The sequence below is a fragment of the Flavobacterium soyangense genome (genome assembly GCF_015277675.1).
Classification (GTDB): domain Bacteria; phylum Bacteroidota; class Bacteroidia; order Flavobacteriales; family Flavobacteriaceae; genus Flavobacterium; species Flavobacterium soyangense.
In genome coordinates, this window is the sequence record NZ_JADHEC010000006.1 from 98,729 (window position 1) to 121,673 (window position 22,945).

The window sequence follows — 22,945 nt, forward strand, 5'->3', positions numbered from 1 at the left end:
CAAACCATTATTTTAAGCCTGCAAGACATTTACTTAAAAGTTATATTCTGTTGTTTATTAGCTTAAAAAACAGCTCTTTATAGGTTTCGGAAATTGGAATAATCTGATTAGCAATTTTTATTCTCATCCGTTCAATCGATTCTATCTTGCTAATCCCAACCATATAGGATTTGTGAACTCTGCAAACCAGATGGAAGGGGATCATTTGTTCCAGTTCACTAAAATTTTGTAGTGTCATGATTCTTTTATGTGTCGTATGAATTCTACGGTAATCCCGCATACCTTCAATAAATAAAATATCGCTTAAATTTATTTTCTCTAAACGATTTTCAGTTTTTACAAAAATAAAATCTTGTGTAGTGGGAACTATGGGTTGGATTATGTTTTCCTGAGCTTTATTTACAGCTTTCAAAAATCGATCAAATGTAAATGGTTTTAATAAATAATCGGTTACATTGAGTTCATACCCTTTTATGGCGTACTCTTGATAGGCAGTTGTTATAATTACCTGACTGTCAATTTTAGAACTTTCAAGCAATTCAATACCGGATAATTCATCCATATTAATGTCTAAAAAAAGCAAATGGACTTTATTTGTTTTTAAATAGGCAAGACCGTTAAGTGCATTGTCAAACGTACCACATAAATTTAAGAAGGGTATTTTATCAACAAAAGCCTTGGTTCTTTCTAGAGCCAAGGGTTCGTCTTCTATAATGATACAGGAATAGCTATCCATAAATTGCCAATTTTACACTATAAACGTCGATTTGTTTGTCTAATTCTAATAAATGTTGCCCTGGATAAATCAGATTCAGGCGTTTTTGAATCAGATCATTGCCCAAGCCATTGCTTTCTTGTTTAAATTTCCGACTGGAATCGAATTTGTTTTCACATACAAACATAATGTTTTCCTCATTAATATAGATTTGAACACTTATGGCATTGTCAATTTTCTTGTTGGTACTATGTTTGAAGGCGTTTTCAATAAATGGAATAAAAACCATTGGAGCTATCGCTCTATTGATGGGATTGCCTATTACCTCAAAAGTTACATAATTTGCATTCGCAGTTCTTATTTTTTGCAATTCTATGTACTTCTCCATGTATTCAATCTCCTTTATAAGTATAATTTTATCCGTTTTGGTTTCGTACAACATAAAACGCAAAATATCAGATAGTTTGTTTAAATAATTTGAAGCTTCAGTGGCATCTTTTAATATCAATACGTCGATGTTATTCAGTGTGTTAAATAAAAAATGAGGGTCTAACTGAGATTTTATCAATGCCATTTCTATTTCATGATTTTTTTGTTGCAGCTCTTCTTTTAATTTTATTTCTTGAACCCATGTAATAAAGCCTTTTAGTATTAATGCTGCCAAGCCAGCTATTGAAGCGATAAAACTCATAAACAATATAGTTCTTATTGCAGTGGATCTTCCTTTTATACCACCTTTATCCATATCGATTAGTAGACCGGATTCTATGAAATACCGCATCAGGATATACGCTAGTATTGAAGCGATTACTGAAAAAAAAATGCCGGAAACGATGGAAAGTATAAACTTTTTTTGTTGCAGGTATTTAGTGAATACTATAAAATAACAGGCATAAAAAGTAAGGAACGAAGGTAGAAAAGCAAACAGGAAAAGGGATTGAAAAGCATTCAAGACTCTTGCTGTCTGGTCTACGGCATGACTACTGCTTCTATAGAAAACTGCTAACATGATTGATATTAACAGGAAATAGCACAACCAAAAACCAATATGCAACAAAATAACGATTGATTTTTTCATAAGATCAAATTTAGGGATTTAAAAGTACAATATTCGATGATTTTTTATTGTTTGGAAAAGATAGTATTCAAAATGGCAATATTTGTCTGCAAGATCAGCAAAGTCTCATTCGTAAGGCATAATGAAATAATGTTAAATGGAGTTGTTGCCTTAATTCACAACAGTATACAATCTGGGGTTTGCAAAAAAAGTTGAATAGGACTTGGTAAAAAGCATGGCTATGAATTTAAAAGTCACTTTTTTTAGAATAAAGATGAGGTCAATGTTAAACTAAAAATAGTATGTATTCTTATTCCCTACAATACAGTTCCGTCTTTCATTTTCCGATACAAAAGTAAAATTAAGTCAAATGTGAAACCTGTAATAGTCCATTTTTTGGTCGTTTCTGGTTTAGTAAACGCAAGACCAACTTCTGGAAGATTGATGTAATTCCCGCGGTCAATCCAAAATATGTCGGATCATCCATAATAATGGCAGTAGTTATTTTTGTTCCACCATTTCTTTTAATTTCGTTTTCATTTCTTCAAATCCTTTTTTGGTGTTGTTGTCCAACATTTTTTTGAATAAAGGCACAAGAATACCTTTGAATTTTTTACTTTGTCTAAAAGTGGTTGTTCCATTTCCGTTGTCGACAAGTTAAAATTTATGTTCTCCGTCAAATAACCCCGGAAACAATAAATGCCCCAGCCAACGAAATTCTTTATTGGTTTCAAAAGCCAACACTTTGGGTTTAAAAGTCATTCCTTTCGCTTCTAGGGGTTCAATTTTCGCTGTGATAGGAAAAACTGATGTTTTTTGCTTTCGGATGATACACAACAATTCTACTACTATCTGCAATAATTTTAAAAGTGTATTTAGGATTTTCGGATTTAATAAATTTCAGGCAATTGGTAATGTTTTTTTGTCCCCAGACTTAGTTTGAATAACGAAAATAATTGGAGTCAGGTGCTTTTTTGGAAGTATAAAAAACCTGAATTCTCAAACCTTCATTTTCAAGTTTGTTGGAATAAGATACTTGATAATTTATTTTATTTTGTCCAATTGTCAAAACCGGAAGAAAAAGAAATAGTAGATTTTTTAGCATGTCATTTTTATTTTCATCTCTAACCTTAAAACCTATGTTATTTGTTCGGTCATTCTGGTTAGTTGTTAATAATGTCTTTGATTTGTTCTATATGTCGTTGTGTATGATGAATTGTGAAATTAAGCCAGTCGATAATTGTCATTTCGCCTAATAATGGATGTAGGTATACTCGGTTGTCAATTGAAATTCTGCCAGTTGAGAGGTCATAAAGAATAGTCCTGGTGTTATTGCTTTGTTTGGAAACCTTCAATACAAGCATCAAAGATTCTTTCCTGTTTTCTTCACGATTGCATTCGGAATGGCATTTTTATGCACCATCACCGAAATTGTTTTTAAAAGCAAATATTCCTTCGACATATAAAGATAACCCCCGCAATCCTTACCATCAGATGAGTTTTTAATAATATAGAATGTATTGCCTTTTTCGTTCTCTCCAATACCTATAATATGCATATTATGCACATCTTCGGTGGTACGATTGTCAAAAGCCGACTGCCTAATCTGTTGTGTGATGATTTTAATATCGCCCAAAACTGCAAAACCATCGTTGAATCCTTCGTAGATATCCCCGTCCCAACAAACCGAATAATTATTCAATAATGCATGGTCAATTACAGAAATGAAATCATCAATTGGCAAATTCAAATACTGATTGTTGTTCCAGTTGGCCTCAATCTCTAAATTAAATTTTGAATAAAAAGGATGATGGGTGTAGGAGGTGATTTCCACGTAGTCATCGGGATTGATTCCAATCCTTTCCTTTGCAAAAGATGAAGTGGTATATTGCTTTCCATCGTAAACAAAAATATCTGGAACCTTGCCTAAAGTTTGGGTCAGGATTTCATCCATGTCTCTTCTGTAAATTTCGGGTGTTAAATTACCATGGGAATTTTTATAAAATTTAACTTTCTCCAGCAGGGCAGCATTCATATCAGAATGGTCGTGTTTTACAACAGAATCCAATTTTCCGGAATACACACTTTCAGGAATGGCTCCCAATTCTTTATAGGCTTTCATTACGCTAAAAGTTAAATCTCCTTCACTAAAAAAACTGCTTCCATTTCTTCTGATATAATTCTCGGCTTTATTGATATAGGTAGGTCGGACAAAAAACATTGGCGAAAGCACAACAGGCTTTTTACCAAGTCTGATGGCTTCGGTTTCAATAAAGGAAGTGGAGGCAAAACTCCAACAATCGCCGGTAGCCTGCTGATCCTTAAAAGGAGTACTTTCAATTAACTTTATAATTTTATAACCCGTCCTTTGTGGGTTTGTATTTGTTTTAAGGGTAAACACATAATTTGTTTTACTCAATTTTATAGGGAACTGATTTCCCCAAACCCCCTCTAAAATAGAATCTCCGGGCATTATTCGTCCTTTAAAAAGCAAGGGAGCTTCCGGTCCCCATCCGAATGCATTTTTTGCATCGGCAAATACACTATCCTTGACACTCCAAACTTTATCCAGCGCAATATCTTTGATTCTTTTTTCAGGTAAATCCAAGAAACCTTTGACTGTATTTTTTTTGAATTCGAATCTCAAAAGTACTTGCAAAGAAAAGTCCTTGGTATTAATCTTACCCATCCAGGAACCTTCCATTGTCTTTGCACTCTGCGCATTGATTACCATTCCGATAAATAATAGGATGATTGAAATAGAATTTTTTGTTTTCATGATAAAGAGGTTTAGTGCTATTTTTTGACAAATTACCCTCTATATGTTTTTATATAAAAATCTATTATTTGAATGTGCTATAAAACAATTGGACTGCCTCCATTTAATGGACGAATGCAATACGAATAGAAATTGCTGCAATTCAAATAACTATGAATTTTATGTGCCTGTTTTGAATCATTAGTAAGTATCTTTACAACTTAAATTTATAATAATGTTCAAAGAATTCAGATTAAAATATGGTATTGAACCCATTATACATTTTCTTATTTGGGGCTCTCTCTTTGTGTTTGTATGGATGGAAGTCAGAACTCTTGGGCCTTTTCGCAACCAGGACGAAACCATTTACCCTCCTATGGTTTGGAGCACTATATTAAGCATAGTGTTGTTTTACTTTAATGCATTATACCTAATTCCTCGTTTTTTTTCGAAACAACGATACCGCCTGTATATCTCGCTGCTGATTGCCCTGTATATCGGTATTGTACTGATCAATAGTGCTTTTGATCATTTTTATGCGATATCGCTTTTTTCAAGTGAAAAAGAACCTTTTTTTGCCGAACTAATCCTTAACTTTCAAACTAAAACACTTATTTTATCTTTGTCTTTAGGGTATGGGTTGACCAAAAACTGGATAAAAAGCAATAAATTGCAACAACAGTTGGCCAGCGACAAATTGAGTGCTGAATTGAAATATCTCAAAGCACAAATCAATCCCCATTTTCTTTTCAATACCTTAAATATGGCTTTTGCCAGTGCTATCAAAAGTAATGATGAAGGGACTGCCGATATCATCGAAAAATTATCCGGGCTGATGCGTTATGTTTTGTATGAAAGCAATGAAGATAAAGCGATGCTTGAAAAGGAGATTAATTATATCGACAATTATATTAACCTTCAATTGCAGCGTTTATCGCCGGAAATTGCCTCGCAGCTAAAATATGAAGTGAGAGGAAATTATCAAAATTTAAGAATAGCTCCGATGATTCTGATTCCATTCATCGAAAATGTATTTAAACATGGCATAATGCTCACTAAGAAAGCAGAAATGTCGATATCAATTTTTTTAAATTCTGACACATTGATTCTTGAAACGAAAAATGTAAAGAACAATGGCCCTGTGGGAACCGACAAAGAGCATTCCGGAATTGGGATGAAAAATGTCAGAGAACGGCTGCTTCTGCTGTATCCCAATCGGCATCGTTTAGAAATTAGTAATGGGGAACACTTTTTTCAGGTAAGATTAGAAATACAGCTAAAACCAAATTAACATGAAATGTATCGCTATTGATGACGAACCTTTGGCTCTTGAACTGATCTCAGGATACATTCAAAAAACACCTTTTTTGGAATTTGTTGCCGGATTTACCAACCCGTTTACTGCAATGAGTTTCCTGTTGCAAACACCCGTAGACTTAGTGTTTATCGACATTAATATGCCTGAATTATCAGGTATCGAATTACTGAAGTCCTTGCCCGTACTGCCAAAAATAATATTCACCACAGCCTATTCCGAGTACGGAGCGGAAAGTTATGAATTTAACGCTGTGGACTATCTGTTGAAACCTGTGAAATACGTCCGCTTTCTTAAGGGAGTGAATAAGGTTTTTGACCTTTCTTCCTTAAAAAAGGAAGAGACATCAATGTCTTCAAGTAACGAGCACAACAGTCAATCCGTGCTTATTAAAAGCGGTTCCAAAACATTCAAAATTGCGACAGATGACATTTTTTACATTGAAGCAGCCGGGAATTATATGTTGTTTTACACCCAAAAAGGGAAAATCATGACCTTGATGCCTATGAGCGAAATATTGAATATACTACCCTCCACTACCTTTAAGCGTATTCATAAATCTTATATTATATCATTGAAAAATATTGAAATTATTGAAAAGACCATGGTCGTGATCAATAAAACACGCATACCGATAGGGATAACTTATCGCGAACATTTTTCGAGCATCATTAAAAAAAAGTAAGGATTCAATAGACAGAGCCTGCCCTGCGTTTTTGTCGAAGGGAGGGGAGAAACCTATCCTATATGCCATAACTAATTTGCCCAATCGCCGCATAAGTTCATCTTTGGTAATGGATAAGATTTTCCAAAGGCTGATGGTTTCATTTCTTGACAAAAGTCAATGCAAACGAAAAATAAGGAAGCTACTTTTGTTCTGTGAAATATTTAAACACAAGCAAAAATGAAAGCAATTGAATATTTAAAATACGGCCTTCCTGATGTTCTCAAATTGAAGGAGATAGAAATGCCAATACCAAAATCCAATGAAATTCTAATAAGAATTATAGCCACAGCAGTTAACTCAGGTGATGTGCGACTGCGAAAAGCCGACCCTTTTGCAGTTCGATTATTTTTTGGGCTTTTTAAACCTAAAACCAATATTCTTGGTGGTGTTTTTTCAGGTAAAATCGAACAAATTGGAAGCGCAGTTACCCTTTTTAAAGTGGGCGATGAAGTTTTTGGTCACACTGATATGAGTTTTGGTACTTATGCAGAATATAAATGTCTTCCAGAAAATGGGTCTATTGCATTAAAACCTGTAACTATTATACATAATGAAGCAGCTGTTATTCCTTTTGGAGGAATCACAGCTTTGCACTTCATTAAGAAGGCAAATATTACTAGAGGTCAAAGGGTTCTTATAAATGGAGCTTCCGGAGCTGTCGGTACTGCTGCTGTCCAACTGGCAAAGCATTTTGGTGCGATTGTAACAGGAGTTTGTAGCACTTCAAATATCGACTTAGTAAAATCTATAGGGGCAGACAAGGTAATGGATTATACTAAAGAAGATTTTACTAAAAATGGTAAAACATATGATGTGATTTTTGACACAGTCAATAAGATTGTAATTTCAGAAAGTGTAAAGTCACTCAATGTCAATGGAAAATTGATTTTAAGTGCAGCGGGCATTTCAGAAATGTTTCATGGTCTCTTCGTATCAATGACAAGTAGCAGAAGAATAAAAGTGGTTACGGGTGTTGCCAGCCACACAGCTGATGATATTAATTTTCTAAAAGTGCTTATAGAGTCTGGGGAGTTGAAATCCGTTATTGATAGAACGTATTCCTTAGAGCAAATGGCTGAAGCACACACTTATGTTGAAAAAGGACATAAAAAAGGAAGCGTAGTCATTACTATATAATTGTAAATCAGTAAATTTAGCCAAATAATAGATTAGGATTTTTCCAGAATCCTTTTCTTGATGCGACTTAGTGATTCGGGTTTTACCCCGATGTAACTCGCTATTTGATACTGTGGAATTATTTGAAATAAATTGGGTCTCGAATTTAAAAGTTTCAAATAGCGTTGTTCGGGAGTGTCAGTGGTGTAGGAAGCCATTAGTTCCTGCTGTTCTGCAAATACTTTTTCCATTACTTTTCTGGAAACAGTTTCTAGTTTTGGAAACCGTTGATACAAATCTTCTTCTTTTTCTCTATTGCCAACTACAAGAAAACAGTCTGTAGCACAAGCCATATAATGATTTGAGGGAAGGCTATTGCCAAAACTGTTTAAAGAAATCACCCATTGTTCTTCGGTAAAAAAATTACCAGTTTTTTCTTCTCCATCCACTAAATAATATTGTCGAACACAACCCTCTAAAACAAAATAAGCTTCAGATGAAATTTGTCCTTCTTTAAGTAAAATAGTGCCTTTTTTATAATGCTTAATGAGCATTGTTGCTGCAATAGCATCTGCTTCTTCCTTTGAAATAGGCATAATTTCCGAAAAGTATTTTAGGAGTTTGTTTTCCATTGTTGGGTTGTCATTTGATTTGATATATGACTTTTTGGGGCTTTGTGCAATTCCGTCTGCTAATTTAGCATAAAAGATATAAAGTATCACAAAAGCTTGATTAACCGCTAAACACATCTTTAGGAAGCAACATTTCATTTCTTAACTTCAGTCAATGAGATTGTAAAATGAGGTAAATACTTTTGTCTTTTAAATAATTAATAAACATAAGCGAAAAATGAGAGCCATTGAATATTTAAGATACGGTGCACCAGAAGTTCTTCATCTTATTGAGACGGCAATGCCTTGTCCAAAGTCAAATGAAGTTTTAATCAGGGTTTATGCTACTAGTGTAACGGCTGCAGATATTATGATGAGGACAGGAAAACCATTTGTAGGTAGATTTTATACTGGTTTAAATGGACCTAAAAGAACAATACCAGGCTTTGAGTTTGCTGGAAAAGTCACAGCAGTTGGAAATGCAGTTACTTTGTTTAAAGTAGATGATGAAGTTTTCGGCGGAACTATTGGGCTTGGATGTTATGCTGAGTATGTTTGTGTAAGCGAGAATGATGTTTTAATTACCATGCCTGATAATATTAGTTACGAAGAAGCAGCTCCAGTAAATGGGAGTGCCATCACAGTAATGAACTTTTTGAAGGGATTAGGCAATATTCAAAAAAATCAAAAGGTGTTGATTAATGGAGCTTCTGGAGGTTTAGGAACCTATGCGATTCAAATTGCAAAGCATTTTGGCGCAGTTGTTACCGGCGTTTGCAGTACAAATAATTTGGGATTGGTAATTTCTCTGGGGGCTGACAAAGTAATTGATTATACTAAAGAAGACTTTACCCAAAACGGCGAGCAATATGATATAATTTTTGATACGGTAGGGAAAAGGTCTTATTTACAATGCAAAAATTCTTTAACTGAAAAGGGTATTTATCTTTCAACTGTTATAAGTTTTACTCTTTTTCTGCAAATTATTTGTACTTCACTTTTTGGAAGCAAGAAGGCAAAATCTTCAGCAACTGGTATGCTTTCTGTTCAGGCACGTTTAAATTATTTTGAAGAACTTAGAGAATTAATGGAAACAGGAAAAATTAAAACGGTTATTGATACAACTTATTCATTGTCCGAGATTGCCAAAGCTCACGAATATGTGGAGAAAGGGCATAAAAAAGGGAATGTGGTGATAACAATCAGTGATTTATCTTCTTGAGGTAAAAATATTCTCCAGTGGCTATATACACCTTGAATACATCAATAAAAGTGTAATTATTTTAGTGTAATTCGTTTTCTTATTCTGCTCAACGATTCGGGCATGATACCGAGGTAGCTGGCCAGTTGAAATTGGGGTATTCGCTGAAATAAGTCAGGTCTTAATTTTAACAACTTAAGGTAACGTTGTTCAGCAGTATCGGTAAGAAATGAAGTCAAAGCCTTCTTTTGCTCGGCAAAATCAGCTTCCACTATGGCTCGCGATATGGTCTCAAATCTTGGACACAATAAAAATATTTCTTGGGCCAATTGCTCATTTCCAATAAGAACTGTAGTATCCTCAACACATACAAGGTTGAGTAATGTAGGGTTTTGTGGGCTAAAGTTACTAAGTGAAATCACCCATTGCTCTTCTGTGAAAAAGTTGGTCGTTTTCTCGTCGCCGTCAGTTGAAATATACTCCCTTATGCAACCTTCCAGAATAAAGTAGGTGTCAACAGATTGTTGTCCTTCTTTTAATAAAACTGTCCCTTTTTTGAATGAAGTATAGACAAATCTATCCGTTAGAACTTTTATCTCTTCTTCCGAAAGAGTTGAAATTCTAGAAAAATAGTTTAAATATTTGTTTAAATATTTGTTTTCCATTGGTGTATCCTCATTTGAATTGCCGCAAAGCGTTTGGGGCTTTTTCCAAAATTAGACTGCTAATTTAATAAAAAAAACAATATTAAAGCAAATATTCTATTTAACACGGTAGACAGGTTTTTGAAAAGCATATGATCATAAACTGCAGAACGCAAATGTGTGTTTAATTCCTTTTCGTCAGAATTCCTTTTTCAACACTTTCATTTAATAAATTTTCAGCATAATCCCAAATTAAATTAGAGCCTTTATCAATTTCTTTCTTCTTTTTGTAAACTTTTTCATAATCAATATTAAATTCTTTCCAAGTCCCACCGTTATTTGAAGTATTCTGTAAAAGTGGTTCAAACCTATCCATACTTTTTGCAAATTTCGCATCAATTGTTTCCCCTTTTTCAAATTCTTCCCAAATTTGAATGAGTTCCTCGGCTTGATTTTTTGGTAAAATTCCAAAAATTCTTTTCGATGCTTTTGACTCTTCTTCTGTGTTTTTATGATTTTTTAATGTATCATAGATAAACGTATCTCCAGCATCAATTTCAACTATATCGTGGATTAGTAGCATTTTAATTACTTTTAGCAAATCAATTTTTTCATTTGAATGTTCTGCAAGTACAAAAGCCATAATTGCTAAATGCCAACTATGCTCTGCATCATTTTCATTCCTTTCACTATTAAATAGTTTGGTTTTACGTTGAATGTATTTTACTTTATCAATTTCTTTTATGAAATCTACTTGTTTTAATAAACTTTCAAATTGCATATTTACTGATTCTGTTTTTTTTTCTATTCTACTCGTATTTGTTAGATTTTTCATTTTTTCATTATTCTATTGAAAGTTTAATAATTCTGTTATTCTGGCTAAATGATGATCGTCATGATCGTCAACGAACAAGAAAAGATCTATCGTTCGCATTGACGTTTTTAATCTAGGATGAAGTGCTGATTTGAAAACAGTATTTTCGTCAGTTTTTCTGTTTTGTAAGTCGGCCGGGCGTAAACAAAGAGGGTAAAATGTAAGAAGATACTATTTTATAAGGTAAGTCATTATATTTTACCTTGCTGTAATTCCCGGCCGTAATAACGACTACTAAATCCAGTTCTTTGCATATGAAAATGGATTGACCTCCATTGCCTTTGGCTTCCATAATTTTTACATTTTTATCGTTAATTTTAAAATCATACAACCAAAAATTAAAGCCATAACTGCCGTCCTGGATATTCAACTGGTTTAATGGTGGTCTCTTTATATGGGGAAAAGTACTGGTTTCTGTCCAGATACTGTCAATAATTTGTTTAGCATTGAACCTGCCAAAATCTTTATACATAATTCCAAGTTTAAGCAAGCTTCTAGAAGTAAGTCTTAGTCCTGAGGCAGCCGCTTTTTCATTGGTAATCGTTAATCCAATCCATTCACTGGTTGTTATTTGTAAAGGTGAAAAAATATTTTCTTGTGCAAACTGTTCGATATTTTGTCCGCTTTTTCTTTTGATTATTTCTGCCAATAATTGCGTATTGCCGGCTGAATAATTCCAAATGGTTCCTGGCTCATTTACAACTTTTTTATTCAGTACGAATTTTATGGGGTTATAACTTATATCCATTCTTGTTTCATCATTCAGCAACAGGTTTTTGTAATTCCCAATTTCTTTCCACGAAAAGCCACTTGACATCGTGAGAAGATCCTTGATAGTAATCTTTAATCTCTCGTCATTTGAATTAGTCCTGCCAATTTCAGAGAAATACATGCTGATGGGATCATCCACGCTGTGTATCAATCCTTTCTTAATTGCTACACCAACACAAGCTGAAACTACGCTTTTAGAAATACTCCTGACATCGTGTAATGAATTTATATCATGTTCAATAATCCCCAAGTTTTTGCCATGTTTTTGATCTTTTCCATTTAAGTACTTTTCATAAACAAGAGCATTATCTTTGAAAATTAGTACGCTATGTAGATTATGTAATTCTTCATTGATTAAATCATTAGTCATTTTTTGAATGAGGTCTGAATTAATACTAGTTGTTGTAATGTTTTTGATTTTTAAGCCATCATTAAGTATTTGAGGTTCTTTATAGGCATAGTCTTTAGGATTAATTATAGTCTTTGCACAGGAAAAAAGTAGAATTGAAAGTAGGAAAATAATGATTTTTTTCATATTATAGATTTTTAATTTAGGAATTAGATTGATACAAGCGGTTTTTAATTTCAATCTATTCTTTATTTTGGTTTAATTTAAACAACATTATTTTTTCTTTTTTATGTGGAAGTTTTATAATTTTTTCAAATTCGAGACCAATTTTCATTAGCAAATCCTGTGAGGCTTTATTTTGTTCAGAGGTTATTCCACTGATTTGATTTAATTTGAAATCATTGAAAGCCATTTCTTTTAATTTTAGGACGCTTTCATAAGCGTAGCCTTGTTTTTCGAAAAGCGGAAGCAATGCAAATCCAATGTCTATTCCTTTCACACCTTCTCTGTCATATAGGCCACAAGAGCCTATTTTTTCGCTGTCATATTTTCTTATTATCGTATAATTACCAAAACCAAGCCTTTCTATTTGGGGAAGTATTTTGGTTTTAATATACTCTTCTGCATCTTTAAGGGTGTATAATTCTCGATTTCCAATATATTCTAAAAATTTCGGGGTGTTAAATAACTGCAAAATTAAACCAGCATCTTCTTTAGATGTAGGCTTTAGAATTAATCTTTCGGTTTCAAATGTTTTCATTTTTTAGTTCCTTCGCTTTTTTATAAGGTTTAGTAAGTTTGCTTTTGCAAAATTAAAAGCCTATAAAATAGTGCCTTCATTATTTGTTACAAGAAATAGTATATTGGCAACAGTTGTAGGATTACCCTTGGCAGCTATAATTGTCTTAAAACTGAACCGTTTCATTAATTCCACGATTTCTGTCGTATCAGTAATTAAGTTAAGATTCGGGATATACATCTTTTATTCTTGTTTATTATTTTTCTTTGGTTTGTTAGTCCCATATTTGAGGTCTTTCAACTCCAAGTGTTCGCAAATACGAAAGCATTTGTCCAGTATGGACTGCCTCGTGATAGGCTATTCGTTGCAAATAATCTCCAAGTCGTTTGCGTTGTCCTTTCTCTGAACGAATAATTTCAATGGTCGTGAAATCGTCAGGTGAAAACTCCTTGATGCTGTCTAAAAAATTTTCTCTAAAAGGTGTGGCAAAGTCAAGTTCATCTTGTAAGTTAGTAAAATGTCTATTCGCCCATGGGGAAATGTAGTCGCCCAAATTTCCTCTGTTGTTGACGATGACTTGAAATAAGTGTTCTCCTTCTAAAACGTGTCTAACCATTTCAAGGCAATTCAAGGCATTGATGTCAGGACGCCAAAAATAATTGTCGGGTGTAATTCCTTCCCAAAGTTTTATGCTTCTTCTTCTTATTTCTTCAAAGTTGAGAATGATAATTTCGTTTTGTGTCATGTTGTAATATTGATTTTTGATTATCTCGACCAGAATACTATCTGGCCTAATTGAGGATTATGGAGCCAATGATTTTTCAAAATAAAATCAGCGCTCAATTTGTAAACGGATGTCAGTCATTCTTTTTTAGTTAAATATTTTGTTGCAAAAAGTCTGTCGTTACCACTGTGGCAAATTCTCCATTCAAGCTTGCAAGTGCTGTTTCGTGGATAAGTTCGGCCGAATAATTCTGTCCATCCACTCCCTTTTTGTTGAATGTTGCCGTAGCATCTCTAACGATAAAAGTTTCAAATCCTAAATTCCCAGCCATTCTGGTGGTTGTCGAAACACATTGGTCTGTCGTCAATCCCACAATTACAACCGAAGTGATTTTTGCATGGTCAAGTTGCTCTTGTAAGTCTGTCCCGATGAAAGCGCTATTTACCTTCTTTTTAATTATGGGTTCGCCTTCAATGGGCTGAACCATGTCTTTGAACTGATTCCCGATCTTGTTTTCATTCAGCAATGATTCCGGATTTGAAGAACAATGTTTGACGTGAAAAATTGGAAGTTTATTTTTTCTCCAAAGTTTCAAGAGTTCACCTGCATTTTCTTCCGCATTTGGATTATTTCTCTGTCCGCCCCAATACGGAATATTGTCGAATGCCTTTTGAATGTCAATCAGGATTAAGGCAGGTTTGTCTGTTTTAGAAATTTTCATATTGTATTTAGTATTGGTTACATTAAATTATTGAATTCTACTTTTTGTATTATTGATAAATTGGTTTGGAAAAAAGTGCTATTTAACATGCTACTCTCGAACAGTTTAATTAACTTTTGTGAAAGCCATTTTAACTGCCAAAGTTGTCAAAACTCCGGCCATAAACCTTTTTTGTACTTTCACCCAAACCGGATTATTTGAAAAAAACACTGAAATTTTTGATGCAGTTAAAACAACCATTAAATTGACACTAAAACTAACTACAATTTGTGTAAAGCCTAATTGAATACTTTGTGTAAAAATCGATCCATATTCGGGTTTTATGAATTGAGGAAAAAACGACAAATAGAAAACTGCCGTTTTGGGGTTCAAGACATTGGTTAAAAGTCCAGTTCTGAATAATTTATTTGGCTTGTCTATCGACAAATTTCCTTGAGTTTCAAAAATCCCGTTACTATTTGGCTTTATGGCTTGAAAGGCTAAATACAAAAGATAAATAACCCCAATAGTTTTTAGAATCGTATAGGCCATTGGTACTGCAAAAAGCACGGCAGTCAGACCAAAAGAAACCATAATAATATGAAATAAAAATCCGCAAATCACTCCCAAAAGCGATATTACTCCCGCTTTTTTGCCTTGTGTAATAGAACGAGAAACCAAATAAATCATGTTTGGACCAGGACTAATTGCCAATACAAGTGCGGCCAGAGAAAATAGTAAAAGTTCATTAATAGGGATCATGTTGTATGGGTTTTAAATTAAATTTTATATATATTGTTTTTCTGTCCTCAGACAATTGCCCAATGCTAACTTTCTGCTTTTTTGGTTCATTTGAGACTCCTGCTAATTATTAAAAAAGCAAAATAATTTATTTGCAAAAATGCCCTATAAAGCACTTAGACTGTTTTATTATATCATTTGCTCATGTATTGTCTAAAAATGTATGTTTTGTTTGAGGTGTTTTTGGATTAAGAATAATGGTAACAATCATTCCTGTAATAATTAAAGACAACATAAATACAGTTAATTCAAATTTTCTTTGACCAAGCATTATTTCTATAAAATAAATTGTAAAAGTGGCTATCACATAGGGTAGTCTTGCCCTTTCAACATCATACCATTTGTATAATTTTACAGATAAGGCATAAATTCCAATTTGACTAAAAGCATTCAATAAAAACACCCCACTATCTTTTATGTCAAAATGCAAAGTTTCTTTTTTGATAAGCAATAAAATAAAGCCAAAGATTAAAATGCTCAAGCTAAAAATATTACTTAAAACTAAAACATTCTCTTTATTCGCCGAGTTTTTCATAAAGAGATACCCCAATGCAATAAACAAGATGCTAAGAAAAGCATAAAAAAAGCCTACAGGATTTCCGTTGCTAAATATTCCATTCATGGCAATATAACCTACTACAACTATTGTCCAAACCGAAAGCCAAAATTGCAAATTCGATTTTAGATTATTTTTTTGATTGGTGTAAAGAGCAACTAAAATGAGCAAAAAAGGAATATCCAATCTTCCTATTAAAGCAATGGTAGAAGCACTTAAAAACGTAAATGAGGACGTATAAAAATAAGAAGCAAAACCGCTGGTAAAAAACCGTATCATTTGTGTTTTCTGGTTTTTTGGGATTATAGAATAGCCTTTCATCTTTGAAATTACTATTCCCATAAATAGACAAATCCCGCCTCTAAACATCATGTTTTCAGAGGTCGAATAACCTCTGTTAGATATTTCTTTAATCGTATATACATAAAATGAAGACGATAGGATAACTAATAGTAAAACCCCTAATTTGGTAAAGTTTTCTTTTTTAAACATCATTGTATTGGTATTCATGTTGGTGACAATTGTTTATTTCCTGATTTTCATTGAGTTTAAATCCTGCTTTTTTTAATAATTTGGCCGATGCAGTGTCTGTAATTATTTGTTTAATCATTTTTTTGTTGACAAAATACAGCCCTAATTGATCAAGAATAAATAGTTGATACTTTTCATGTATTATTCGATGCATTGCCTAACATAACTTCATGAAATTGCCTGTCCAACAAAATCATCAGTTACTTTTTATTCTAATTTTTTTGTCTATTTATTCATTAAATTTCTGACTGTCGATTTTTGATGATGTTCAACGTGATATATAGCGTTGTAGAGCATTTCTTGCAAGGTCAAATTACCCAATAACGGATGGGGGATTTGCAGGCTATTAAGATCTTGATCACTCAAATCCTCTATTTTTATGCATAATTCACTAACAATCTTCATCAATGAAACACTAAGCATGTCCCTCTCTTTTGTTACTACGTTTTTAGGATGAAAGCGTTCCGGAGATTTCCCGCCTGATGCAAATTTTTCAAGATAAATGTTTAACAGGGTTTCATAAGACAACCCTTGTCTTTCCGTTCGTCCAAAAGTTTGTTCCAACACTTTTTTGTCCATGCTGTAAGCCTGTAAAATTTGTCTCATGCATAGTACGATATGCTCCAACTGTTGACCAGCTGTCCATTTTTGGTCATGACTAAATTCAAATTCTTCTTCGGTCAAGGTGGATAGGTAATCAACAAATGACTTATGGTTTATAATAAGCTTGGATGTTATTTTTTCACGTTTCATTTTAAAGTTTTTTTTGGGTTATTTTAAGAAAGCATATATTCAACAATGGCATTGCAATGAATTTTTGTTGTGTCAAATACCGGTATTGCAAAATCAACTTGGCTAATCAGTAATGGGATTTCAGTACAGCCCAAGAGTATGCATTCGGCGCCACAATCAACCAATTCATTCACGATGGCTATATAATTGGCCTTGGTGTCAGGATTTATAAAACCAATGCCTAACTCTTCTTTTAGCGTATGTTGAATATAATCTCGTGTTTCTTGTTTTTCAGGTACCAAGACCTGAAGGCCATATACTTCTAACTTATTGCTGTAAAAGTCCATTTCCATCGTGAACTTTGTTCCCAACAAACCAACTTTATAGAATCCTTGCTTTTTCACCGTCTTTGCTGTTTCGTCCACAATGTGAGTTAAGGGCATTTGAACGATCTCCTGAAGTTGGTCTGCAAAAAGGTGAGCCGTATTGGCGCATAGGGCAATGGCATCAACACCACTTCTTTTTAAACTTTCGCAGGCATCCAGTACAATTTCAAAAGAGTTTTCCCAGCCTCTAGCTTGTATGTCGCCAAAATTTAAAGAATAGATACTACATTCCGCAAAATTCAGTCCCCCTAATTTTAAATTTATCCCTTCATTAATAAACTTGTAATAGTCCATTGTGGATACCCAACTTAATCCTCCAACCAAGCCAATTTTTTTCATAACGGTTTTATTAACTAATTATCAAATAAGCGTCTGTGATAATTAATTTGCCCCAGATGGTAACTTAGGTGAGTTGTGAGATGAACAAGCGTATAGCCCATTTGGGTTGGTTTCCCCCATATCACCACTGGGAAATCATCATTCAGTTGTTCTATGGTTAGCTTGTTTAGTCCATTTTCAACCGTAAGCAGGGTCTGTTCAATTTTTTCAATTAACTCTGTTTTTGGGATATTTTTCAGGGAAAATTCCAAGTCTCGTTTCCTGACATAATCCGTTTTGGCTAGACCAACTCCAATATAGGCATTCAGATTTCCAATTATATGTAAACAAAGATTTCCTCCAGAATTAGAAATACCTTCATCGACAAACCACATGGCTTCATCATCATGATACAATTCGATTTCATTTTTTAGTTTTTGAAGATCTCTTTCGAATATTATTTTTAAAATTTCTATAAGCATATTATATACATTTAAGTTAATAATTGTTTTTATCTAAACACCTTTCAGGATTCTATATGCTCCGCAATTCTTGGAAATTGTTTCAGTACTTCCAAAGCTATTTGGGGCGTTGGGCTTTTTAGCTTGCGTAATTTTGTGTCAAGCCATGCACCATCTAATGTAAGCACTGCACAGATTTCATTTTTTGAATTATAAAATTCATGCTTAAATGTCCACCGGGAACCATCTTCATTCAATTGAGCCACTTTTACCAAAATCGTGATTGTATCCGATAGTTTAATTTCTCGTTTATAGACACATTCTTCCCTGAAGAGGACCGGGCCAAAGACTTGTTCTTTCATCGTTTCCATTGTCAATCCTAATGTTTCCAAAATTTCAATTCTTTGTTGCGTTCCAAAATCATAATAAACACTATGCCTTAGATGAAAATTCGGGTCGATATCAGCCCATCGGATAGAAATTGTTTTTTTAAATAAATCCATAATTATTTGTCATAAGATTTTTTGCTTTATAGTATATTGTTATTATAAAAAATAAAAATATTTTAAACTAACTATCTATCCCTAATAAATTTCCCTCGAATGTTATTATCGCCGTACTGCTAATCAATACTTTGTCATTGAGCAATTCCACATTCATATATCCTGTACGACTGGATGACTGGAAGGCTTTCATTGTTTTTTTATGAAGTTTTTCAGACCAGTATTTGGTCAAGAAAGTTTGTACACCACCAGTTACTGGATCTTCATTGGTTCCAGCCCATGGCCAAAAATAACGGTACTGGTAATCGTATTTTTCATTTTTTGAAAGTGCAGTAACTAAAACTCCATTTATTCCTGAATAGGAGTTGATTAGTGCGTTGAAGTTTGGGTTTAAACCTGCTAACACATCTGAATCACTAATTTCCAATAGGATAATTTTATTTTTTTCGCTTAAAGAGGAATTGATTATTTCCTTGATACCTAAGGCTTCCAACATTATTGATGGAACCGTGACAGGAACCATGTCGTAAACCGGAAACTCCATAATTATTTCATCCCCTTGTCTTTTTATGATTAAGTCTAAATTCTCTACCGTATTAAAATGGATTTGATGACTGTCAGAATCCTTGAATATTACTTTTGCTGCTGCTAGAGTTGCATGACCACACAAAGGAATTTCCATTTTTGGAGAAAAATAGCGTATTGAGAACGAATTGTCTCCCTCCAATTTCTTTATATATGCCGTTTCTGACAATCCTAATTCTTGGGCAATGGATAGCATAGAATCAGCACTTATATCATTTTCCAATAAGCAAACTCCAGCCGGATTTCCTTTAAATTTTTCGGTAGTGAATGAATCCACTATAAATGTTTTTATTTCCATTTTGATTTCCTTGGGTTTAAAATAATTATTGTTGTTAGTGGTAGTTATTTTTTCTTTAAATATTCATCCGTAAAATGCCCTTTTTGTTTGGGTTTTGAGAATTTGTTCGCATTGTAGGTGTTCGAATTTCCTTTTGAAATTGACAATGAAGCCCAATTATTATCCGTTGCCATTTTTCCAATAAATACAATTTGTCCAATATGATAAGGATAATGTGCCAATTGTCTGTTGATGGCTTCTGTAATACTGTGTCCTTGATTGCGGATGTAAATTTCTTGTTGCAAGTCAGCTGTTGTCAAACTGTTCAATGCATTAAATAAACAGTTCCATCCTTCTTCCCATTTGTCTAAAAGTTCTTCTCGGGTTGTAATGTCATTTTCAAATTCAGCGTCTCTGTTTCTCCATTCTTTTTCACCGTCTGTGGTCAAAAAATCAGTCCATCGGGAAAGCATATTTCCCCAAAGATGTTTCACAATTGTTGCAATACTATTACTGTTTTCATTGTATTGCCAAAATAGATTTTCGTCTTGAATTTGTGAAAAAGTTTTATCTCCAAGCATTTTATAATACTCGAATTGCTTTTTAGCACTTTCTAAATAGTCGTTTGCTGTCATTAGTCTTAGTTCTTTAATTTCTTCTACAGTTGGTTTTTATTAATTATTTTTTGACTCCTGGTTGTAAAATATATAATCACAGACTAAAGGTTTAAGACCGTTTTGTCTGCACTCAGTTGCAATTTGTGCTCTATGATAGTTGGGGTGATTAATAATATGAAATAAAATATCCCGTAATGAATTTGTAAATGTTTGCTCTTTTGTATTTGTATATTCAATGACTTGGGAAAACTCTTTCGTTAAAATGATTTCTAACGTCTTTTGATAGTTTTGGGTATTTAATTGTTTTAGTTCATTCAATGAGTGGATTTGAAAAACTCCAAATGCAATTTCGTTTAAAATTCTGCTATTACAAATTTGATGTGCATTAATAACATGGTTTTGAAGAAGTATTGCTTTACCAGTTGTTTCACCTGAATTTTTACTTAATTTTCTTATCAAAAATTGGTTAAAGTGGTAATTGTATTCTAATAATTCCTTAAAAAATGTTGTCATAACGATTGTTTTTTATATTATTCGTTTTGTTTTCCTGTTTTATTCTAACCGTTGGGGTCAAATTTATATGCTATCGAACTTTAAATACTTGACTTAAGTTAAGAAACAATTTTATTGATTTAAACACAAAAGTCCAAGAATAAAGCTGGTTTATCATTTTAATATGCCAAACAGGGGAAGATATCTGCAAACTATTATTTTAAGTCTGCAAGACAATCTTAAAATTCTGGACAATATGAGCTGATATAGTCAATTATCCCAGGAGAGCTGAGGGGATTTTTTTTCCAGAAGAATCCAAAGCCGTTGAAAACCAGTTTCATTGTGGTTTGTCTACCCAGTTCATTGCTTTTAAGTGTAAATGTCTGTTTATTAGACAGAAGGGGCAAGGACAATGCTGTCGAAAAAAATAAGTTTCTCATTTTGAATAAATTTTATTATGCAAAGTTGAGAACAATTTTCCTAGTTCATTTTCTCCGATAGTTCAAAAAGTTATTCAAAAAGTTCAAACTTATATTGAGTAGTTTTTAGGCGAAACACCGAAATGTTTTTTAAATTCATTGCTGAATGCTGATAAGTTTTCGTAGCCCAATTCAAAATATATTTCAGAAGGACGTTTTTTCTTTTGAAGGAGTAACATGGCCTGGTTCATTTTTTGTTCAATATAATATTGTTTCGGGGTATTGCTAAAAGTTTCAAAGAATTTTCTTTTAAAAGTCGAGACGCTCATATTGCTTAAAAAGGCTAGTTCTTCATTAGTCAAATTAAAATTAGTATTATTGTTTATCAACTTGTAAAAGGGAACGTTTTTTATTCTATTTACAACATTTTGGATAAAATTAATGGTTTCCGCTGGTTTGTTTTCAATAAGATAGAGTAATAGCTCATTAATTTTAGCTTCAGTCAATTTATTGCCGGGGTCTTTTGTGTTAGATAAAAAAAGTAAAGACTTTTCATAGTAGGATACATACTCGTCCTTGACAAAAATCACAGGATTATTTACTGTAGCATTTTGGTCGAGTTTTATGTTGTATTTAGCAACAAAATCAATTAAAAATTTGTCCGAAAAAAACAAAAGTATGCTTTGGTATGCATTGTCATCTGTTGTTTTTTCAGTCATTATAGTATTACCAACCTGAAGAAGCAATATCTTCGTATTGTCAAGCAAAATGTTTTCTGTTCCATAATACACTTCTTTATTTCCTTCTTGCAGAAAGCAAATTAAATTTTGATTGAATACGACTTTATTTTTTTGTGAAGATTTTTGAGTTTGATAGAAATAAATATTTGTTTCGGATGGATTTCCACCAAAAAAATCTGCCGGAAGTTGATATATCTGTTCCATTGTTTTGCTTAAAATAAAATTGCCAATATTATTTATTTAATATGCCATTTTATTCATTTAAATACAAATCTAATGTTTTTTATAATCCTGATAATATGATTAATAATTTATTTTGTCAATTATTCGTTTATTCAAATTGGGTAAGAAATAACTGGATATGCAAATAAAAACTGCACATTAAGTTAAGCTACATTTTTGTAATTAATTTGATTGTTAAATTCTTTAATAGTTGCATAATTCAAAGCAGAATGTCTCCGTTTTCTGTTATACCAAAATTCATTGTTCCTAAACAAAGTCTAGAAATTTTAATTCTAGAATTACCCAATGTTTTATATTCCATATTTAATGTTTATTTAAATTTCACTATCGACCGACAAAACTAAGATTTAGGCAATAAATTCCTTTTAACCTTAGTAAATACTAGGATTGTTTTGTAAAATAAAAAACCTACCTCCCTATATTTCAGAAGAATTGCATTTAAATATTAGGAGGTTTTGTTTTCTTTAGTCGTTTTGCATAAGTTCTTCTGCTATTTTCGATTACCCAAAACACATCTAGATTACTGATTAAATGGATTCTGACTAGTGCGGCTACTGTCGAAAACGCTTTTTTTGTTTTAGATTTAGTTTTTAGCACCATTAAAAGCAGTTGAGCAATGAGCGTAATCCAAATTTGTGTCCTAATCCCGTTTTCGGTCTCTGAATAAAAATAGTGCAGTTGAAAATTTTGTTTAAGTTTCTTGAAAAGCAACTCAATTTGCCAACGAATTTTATAAATCAAAGCCACTTCTTGGTTGCTTATCTCAAAATTATTGGTAATGACTAAATGCGGGTAGATTTAGGTATTGAATGAAATTTTTGTCGTGCAGTTTAGCTTCGCTAATTTTGACAAATGTTGGTGTTTGGGAATGAGCATCAATAAGCATATGAACTTTGAGTCCTCCTTTCTTTTTTCCTTCTCCCTTTGGATTACGTCCAACTCCTTTCATTACCTGTGAAAAAAGGCGAATAGTACTCGAATCG

28 protein-coding genes are annotated in these 22,945 nt (G+C 33.0%); 4 read left to right on the plus strand and 24 right to left on the minus strand.

Translation table 11 applies throughout. The features are described from left to right. Positions 1 to 40: 40 nt before the first annotated feature. From IR213_RS04525 to IR213_RS04540, 4 genes are all read right to left on the minus strand, one after another. Positions 41 to 736, minus strand: coding sequence for a LytR/AlgR family response regulator transcription factor (locus tag IR213_RS04525; protein WP_194311118.1), 696 nt, complete (start codon positions 734 to 736; stop codon positions 41 to 43). Continuing rightward, the gene (locus tag IR213_RS04530; RefSeq protein ID WP_194311119.1) at positions 729 to 1,793 is read right to left on the minus strand and encodes a sensor histidine kinase; all 1,065 of its coding nucleotides are present in this window, start codon (positions 1,791 to 1,793) and stop codon (positions 729 to 731) included. The genes IR213_RS04525 and IR213_RS04530 overlap by 8 nt, the downstream gene beginning before the upstream one ends. Before the next feature lie 636 nt (positions 1,794 to 2,429). Beyond that, a complete protein-coding gene (locus tag IR213_RS16240) occupies positions 2,430 to 2,630 on the minus strand; it encodes an SRPBCC family protein (protein WP_228479091.1) in 201 nt (66 codons plus the stop codon). A gap of 505 nt (positions 2,631 to 3,135) precedes the next feature. After that, positions 3,136 to 4,551 carry a C1 family peptidase gene (locus IR213_RS04540; protein WP_194311120.1) on the minus strand — a complete coding sequence of 472 codons (1,416 nt, stop codon included), beginning with the start codon at positions 4,549 to 4,551 and terminating at the stop codon, positions 3,136 to 3,138. Between the two features lie 214 nt (positions 4,552 to 4,765). Here IR213_RS04540 and IR213_RS04545 point away from each other — a divergent pair, with 214 nt between their 5' ends. From IR213_RS04545 to IR213_RS04555, 3 genes are all read left to right on the plus strand, one after another. Then, the gene (locus tag IR213_RS04545; RefSeq protein ID WP_194311121.1) at positions 4,766 to 5,821 is read left to right on the plus strand and encodes a sensor histidine kinase; all 1,056 of its coding nucleotides are present in this window, start codon (positions 4,766 to 4,768) and stop codon (positions 5,819 to 5,821) included. A gap of 1 nt (position 5,822) precedes the next feature. Continuing rightward, on the plus strand, positions 5,823 to 6,530 hold the full coding sequence (locus IR213_RS04550; RefSeq protein WP_194311122.1) for a LytR/AlgR family response regulator transcription factor: 708 nt from the start codon (positions 5,823 to 5,825) through the stop codon (positions 6,528 to 6,530). 219 nt (positions 6,531 to 6,749) lie between these two features. Next, positions 6,750 to 7,709 (plus strand): NAD(P)-dependent alcohol dehydrogenase, encoded by a 960-nt coding sequence (locus tag IR213_RS04555; RefSeq protein ID WP_194311123.1) that lies wholly within the window; start codon positions 6,750 to 6,752, stop codon positions 7,707 to 7,709. Positions 7,710 to 7,741: 32 nt separating this feature from the next. On the opposite strand, the gene IR213_RS04560 is transcribed toward IR213_RS04555, so the two are convergent. Then, positions 7,742 to 8,410, minus strand: a complete 669-nt coding sequence (locus IR213_RS04560) for a Crp/Fnr family transcriptional regulator (RefSeq protein WP_317173116.1) — start codon at positions 8,408 to 8,410, stop codon at positions 7,742 to 7,744. 127 nt (positions 8,411 to 8,537) lie between these two features. On the opposite strand from IR213_RS04560, the gene IR213_RS04565 reads away from it, so the two are divergent. Further along, positions 8,538 to 9,521: an NAD(P)-dependent alcohol dehydrogenase gene (locus tag IR213_RS04565; RefSeq protein WP_194311124.1), complete on the plus strand. Its 984-nt coding sequence runs from the start codon at positions 8,538 to 8,540 to the stop codon at positions 9,519 to 9,521. A 56-nt stretch (positions 9,522 to 9,577) separates the two neighbouring features. Here the strand turns inward: IR213_RS04565 and IR213_RS04570 are convergent, their stop codons facing one another. The 19 genes from IR213_RS04570 to IR213_RS04655 form a co-directional block, all read right to left on the minus strand. Then, a complete protein-coding gene (locus tag IR213_RS04570) occupies positions 9,578 to 10,165 on the minus strand; it encodes a Crp/Fnr family transcriptional regulator (protein ID WP_194311125.1) in 588 nt (195 codons plus the stop codon). A gap of 163 nt (positions 10,166 to 10,328) precedes the next feature. Next, positions 10,329 to 10,925, minus strand: coding sequence for an HD domain-containing protein (locus tag IR213_RS04575; protein ID WP_194311149.1), 597 nt, complete (start codon positions 10,923 to 10,925; stop codon positions 10,329 to 10,331). A gap of 202 nt (positions 10,926 to 11,127) precedes the next feature. Next, complete coding sequence (locus IR213_RS04580; RefSeq protein ID WP_194311126.1) at positions 11,128 to 12,324, minus strand: serine hydrolase domain-containing protein; 1,197 nt, start codon at positions 12,322 to 12,324, stop codon at positions 11,128 to 11,130. Between the two features lie 55 nt (positions 12,325 to 12,379). After that, positions 12,380 to 12,898, minus strand: coding sequence for a GNAT family N-acetyltransferase (locus IR213_RS04585; RefSeq protein WP_194311127.1), 519 nt, complete (start codon positions 12,896 to 12,898; stop codon positions 12,380 to 12,382). A 253-nt stretch (positions 12,899 to 13,151) separates the two neighbouring features. Next, entirely contained in the window at positions 13,152 to 13,622 is a 471-nt protein-coding gene (locus tag IR213_RS04590) for a DinB family protein (protein WP_194311128.1), read from the minus strand. Positions 13,623 to 13,752: 130 nt separating this feature from the next. Then, the gene (locus tag IR213_RS04595) at positions 13,753 to 14,322 is read right to left on the minus strand and encodes a cysteine hydrolase family protein (RefSeq protein ID WP_194311129.1); all 570 of its coding nucleotides are present in this window, start codon (positions 14,320 to 14,322) and stop codon (positions 13,753 to 13,755) included. 105 nt (positions 14,323 to 14,427) lie between these two features. Continuing rightward, positions 14,428 to 15,063 carry a LysE family translocator gene (locus IR213_RS04600; RefSeq protein WP_194311130.1) on the minus strand — a complete coding sequence of 212 codons (636 nt, stop codon included), beginning with the start codon at positions 15,061 to 15,063 and terminating at the stop codon, positions 14,428 to 14,430. Positions 15,064 to 15,244: 181 nt separating this feature from the next. Then, entirely contained in the window at positions 15,245 to 16,168 is a 924-nt protein-coding gene (locus IR213_RS04605; protein ID WP_194311131.1) for a hypothetical protein, read from the minus strand. Then, complete coding sequence (locus IR213_RS16460; protein ID WP_262892061.1) at positions 16,143 to 16,268, minus strand: hypothetical protein; 126 nt, start codon at positions 16,266 to 16,268, stop codon at positions 16,143 to 16,145. The genes IR213_RS04605 and IR213_RS16460 overlap by 26 nt, the downstream gene beginning before the upstream one ends. A 146-nt stretch (positions 16,269 to 16,414) precedes the next feature. Then, positions 16,415 to 16,942 (minus strand): DinB family protein, encoded by a 528-nt coding sequence (locus IR213_RS04610; protein ID WP_194311132.1) that lies wholly within the window; start codon positions 16,940 to 16,942, stop codon positions 16,415 to 16,417. A 23-nt stretch (positions 16,943 to 16,965) separates the two neighbouring features. Further along, the gene (locus tag IR213_RS04615) at positions 16,966 to 17,646 is read right to left on the minus strand and encodes an aspartate/glutamate racemase family protein (protein ID WP_194311133.1); all 681 of its coding nucleotides are present in this window, start codon (positions 17,644 to 17,646) and stop codon (positions 16,966 to 16,968) included. Positions 17,647 to 17,660: 14 nt separating this feature from the next. Beyond that, positions 17,661 to 18,107, minus strand: a complete 447-nt coding sequence (locus tag IR213_RS04620) for a DUF1572 family protein (RefSeq protein ID WP_194311134.1) — start codon at positions 18,105 to 18,107, stop codon at positions 17,661 to 17,663. A gap of 44 nt (positions 18,108 to 18,151) precedes the next feature. Beyond that, entirely contained in the window at positions 18,152 to 18,589 is a 438-nt protein-coding gene (locus IR213_RS04625) for an acyl-CoA thioesterase (protein ID WP_194311135.1), read from the minus strand. 67 nt (positions 18,590 to 18,656) lie between these two features. Next, positions 18,657 to 19,472: a PhzF family phenazine biosynthesis protein gene (locus IR213_RS04630; RefSeq protein WP_194311136.1), complete on the minus strand. Its 816-nt coding sequence runs from the start codon at positions 19,470 to 19,472 to the stop codon at positions 18,657 to 18,659. 44 nt (positions 19,473 to 19,516) lie between these two features. Further along, positions 19,517 to 20,086, minus strand: coding sequence for a DUF1572 domain-containing protein (locus IR213_RS04635; RefSeq protein ID WP_194311137.1), 570 nt, complete (start codon positions 20,084 to 20,086; stop codon positions 19,517 to 19,519). Between the two features lie 39 nt (positions 20,087 to 20,125). After that, positions 20,126 to 20,581, minus strand: a complete 456-nt coding sequence (locus IR213_RS04640; RefSeq protein WP_194311138.1) for a DinB family protein — start codon at positions 20,579 to 20,581, stop codon at positions 20,126 to 20,128. 508 nt (positions 20,582 to 21,089) lie between these two features. After that, a complete protein-coding gene (locus tag IR213_RS04645; RefSeq protein WP_194311139.1) occupies positions 21,090 to 21,923 on the minus strand; it encodes a helix-turn-helix domain-containing protein in 834 nt (277 codons plus the stop codon). Between the two features lie 477 nt (positions 21,924 to 22,400). Continuing rightward, the gene (locus tag IR213_RS16615; protein WP_194311140.1) at positions 22,401 to 22,709 is read right to left on the minus strand and encodes a transposase; all 309 of its coding nucleotides are present in this window, start codon (positions 22,707 to 22,709) and stop codon (positions 22,401 to 22,403) included. A gap of 22 nt (positions 22,710 to 22,731) precedes the next feature. Continuing rightward, on the minus strand, positions 22,732 to 22,945 hold a 214-nt coding region (locus IR213_RS04655; RefSeq protein ID WP_194311141.1), incomplete at its 5' end, for a transposase.